Source organism: Candidatus Cardinium sp. cBcalN2 (assembly GCF_022810445.1).
Taxonomy (GTDB): domain Bacteria; phylum Bacteroidota; class Bacteroidia; order Cytophagales; family Amoebophilaceae; genus Cardinium.
In genome coordinates this window covers 1-3,174 of sequence record NZ_JAACGD010000124.1, presented here as the reverse complement: position 1 = coordinate 3,174, position 3,174 = coordinate 1, and the positions used below count along the sequence as shown (strand labels likewise).

The window sequence follows — 3,174 nt, the reverse complement described above, 5'->3', positions numbered from 1 at the left end:
AGGGTTAAGCTAAGTCAACGTATCTGTTCATGACACTGGTAAAAAATGAATTTTTGAAAGCTACTTTTTTATCAAGAAAAAAGTAACAATAAAAATTTATTTTTTACCAAAGTCGTGAACAGATACAATTTTTTGGTAGCTGTTCGGAGTTCACGAAATGGTAGGGTCGAACAACTAAGCTATATACTATATTATTTTATTTTAATGCCCCTGACTCGGTAACAGATCACCTGCAGCTACACTAGCACGCATTTGCGTATCTGCTTTTATGTTTTGCATACGATAATGATCCATAACCCCTAACTGACCATTTTTTAAAGCAAATGCCAAAGCCTGTGGTACTTCTGCCTCAGCTAAAATAACCTTAGCCCTTGCTTCTTCAGATTTGGCCTTCATTTCTTGTTCTAAAGCTACTGCCATAGCCCGTTTTTCTTCTGCTTTAGCCTCGGCTACACGCAAATCAGCATTGGCTTGATCAATTTGGAGCTTGGCACCAATATTGTCACCTACATCCACGTCAGCAATGTCAATAGAAAGTATCTGAAAAGCAGTTCCTGCATCTAACCCCCTATTCAATACCAACTGTGAAATTTTATCCGGATTGGCTAATACTTCTTTATGACTGTGAGAAGAGCCAATAGAGGTCACAATGCCCTCTCCTACACGTGCCAAAATAGTTTCCTCTCCAGCACCACCTACCAATTGTTGAATATTGGCTCTAACCGTAACCCTTGCTTGGGCAACCAACTGAATACCATCCATGGCCACAGCCGCTACAGAAGGGGTATTGATTACTTTTGGATTAACAGAAATTTGCACCGCCTCGAATACGTCCCTACCCGCTAAGTCAATAGCAGTAGCTTGCTTAAAAGAAAGGCTAATATTGGCTTTGTCTGCAGAAATAAGTGCCTTGATAACAGATGGCACATGACCACCGGCTAAATAATGGGTTTCTACTTCCATCAGGGTCAACTTAAGACCAGCCTTAGTGGCTACTATAAGCCCATCTACAATAACAGCAGGTGGAACTTTCCGAATACGCATAAAAACCAATTCAAATAGACCTACTTGCACGCCAGAAAAACGAGCCGTAATCCAAAGACCAACGGGGAAAAAATAAAAAAATATGATCCCCATAACTAGCATGAAAAGGTATAAATAAAGCTCTGCAACAACCATAATGGTAAAATAAAAATGGTAAATAAATTAAAGTCTAAAGTTTTACTTTTTTAGAGGTAATGTTAGCCTAAATTAAGAAAAAATAGAATATAAGTTTCGTTTTTTATGATCAACAATCAAAATAACTGGGTATTGCTACAAGTATTATGTGGATAGAAATTGATCATTGCAACATTACTTTCAAATTTAATCATAAATTATAGAATGGACGACAAGCTTTATTCTATTTTTGCTTTGGTCAGTTTAACCTATACTAGCTATCTAGTTTCCATTGTTGATCTGTTTATAGCATAACTTATATCCAAACCCTGGATCTAAACATTCATCCTCTATCTAACTAATCCGTTTGGAAAAAGTTGAACCTTTGACTGCATTTAATTAAGTTTGTTAGGCATAGTAACCTTTAGCAGAAGCCAAGTTCGAAAAACGGCTAATCGCAAATACCTATTAAATAAAATTTAATTCAAAGAATCAGATGAGCAACCATACTTATGTAGATGAACCTCTTTTGCAAGAAAATAAAAACAGATTTGTTTTGTTTCCTATTGAGCATCACGATATTTGGAGCTTTTATAAGCAAGCAGAGGCTAGTTTTTGGACGGCAGAAGAGATCGATCTTAGCCAAGATATAAAAGACTGGGAAAACTTAACCTCAGACGAGCAACATTTCATTACCCATGTCCTTGCCTTTTTTGCCGCTAGTGATGGGATCGTGAATGAAAACCTGGTGCAAAATTTTGCCAATGAGGTCCAATATACAGAGGCCAAGTTTTTTTACGGCTTCCAGATTGCTATTGAAAATATCCATTCCGAAGCCTATTCTTTACTCATTGATACCTATGTCAAAGATCCCACAGAACGCCATAGATTGTTCAACGCTATAGAAACCATTGAGTGGGTAGGCAAAAAAGCGGATTGGGCGCTGCGTTGGATTAGCAAAGGCTCTTTTGCAGAACGACTGATTGCTTTTGCAGCAGTAGAAGGGATCTTTTTTTCTGGTAGTTTTTGTGCTATTTTTTGGCTTAAAAAAAGAGGGTTGATGCCGGGACTAACCTTTTCTAATGAACTCATTTCCAGGGATGAAGGGTTGCACTGTGATTTTGCTTGTTTGCTCTACAACCAACATATCAAACACAAACTGCCAGAGGAACGGGTAGCGCAAATTATAGCTGATGCTGTCACGATTGAAAGTGAATTTGTATCTGATGCGTTACCGGTTAAATTGATTGGTATGAATGCCACCTTAATGACCCAATATATTCAATTTGTGGCCGATAGGCTGTTATTGGAACTGGGATGCAAAAAAATCTATCATGTAACCAATCCATTTGACTTTATGGAAATGATTGCTTTACAGGGAAAAACCAATTTCTTTGAAAAGCGAGTGGGTGAGTACCAAAAGTCAGGTGTAATGAGTAGTATTTCGTCAGACAAAGACAAGGCTCGGTTTAAGCTAGATGAAGAGTTCTAAAAGCTTATCAGAAGTTCCCAAGTCAGTAGTCTTGCATGCAGATTTAATGATTAAATAGTTAGATGAATACGATGCAGAAGATTTATTCTCTTTAACTAATAACAATAGAGCCTACTTGAAAGAATGGTTGCCTTGGCTAGATACATGCATGAGGCAAAGTGATACTTTACATTTTATCACTAGTGCTCATAATGCAATTTGCGCAAATAGTCGGCTTACCTTTGGTATATTTTACAAGAGAAAAATTTGTGGAACCATCAGTTTTAATAAGATTGACTATCGAGTGGTCAAGCTGAAATTGGTTATTGGATAGGGGAGGCATTTCAAGGCTTAGGTATCGTTACATCGGCTTGTGCTAAGCTGGTAGCTATTGGGTTCCACCAACTAGCATTAAACGTGATTGCTATCAGATGTGCAATAGATAATCGTAAGAGTCAAAACATACCTATTCGTTTAGGGTTTAAAAAATCTGATAGTAGCCGATCAGCGCAGTGGCAAAAGCTACGTAGAAAAAGCAAAAACGC

General features: G+C 37.7%; 3 protein-coding genes. 2 read left to right on the top strand and 1 reads right to left on the bottom strand.

What is annotated here, in order from left to right; genetic code table 11:
* Positions 1-201 precede the first annotated feature (201 nt).
* A complete protein-coding gene (gene floA, locus MUW74_RS03765) occupies positions 202-1,179 on the bottom strand; it encodes a flotillin-like protein FloA (RefSeq protein ID WP_243519075.1) in 978 nt (325 codons plus the stop codon).
* A 475-nt stretch (positions 1,180-1,654) separates the two neighbouring features.
* Between floA and MUW74_RS03760 the strand changes: the two genes are divergently transcribed.
* Together MUW74_RS03760 and MUW74_RS04465 are read left to right on the top strand one after the other, a co-directional pair.
* A complete protein-coding gene (locus MUW74_RS03760) occupies positions 1,655-2,650 on the top strand; it encodes a ribonucleoside-diphosphate reductase small subunit (RefSeq protein ID WP_243519080.1) in 996 nt (331 codons plus the stop codon).
* A gap of 297 nt (positions 2,651-2,947) precedes the next feature.
* Positions 2,948-3,174 (top strand): GNAT family N-acetyltransferase (locus MUW74_RS04465; RefSeq protein WP_369127116.1); only part of this gene is annotated, 227 nt, incomplete at its 3' end.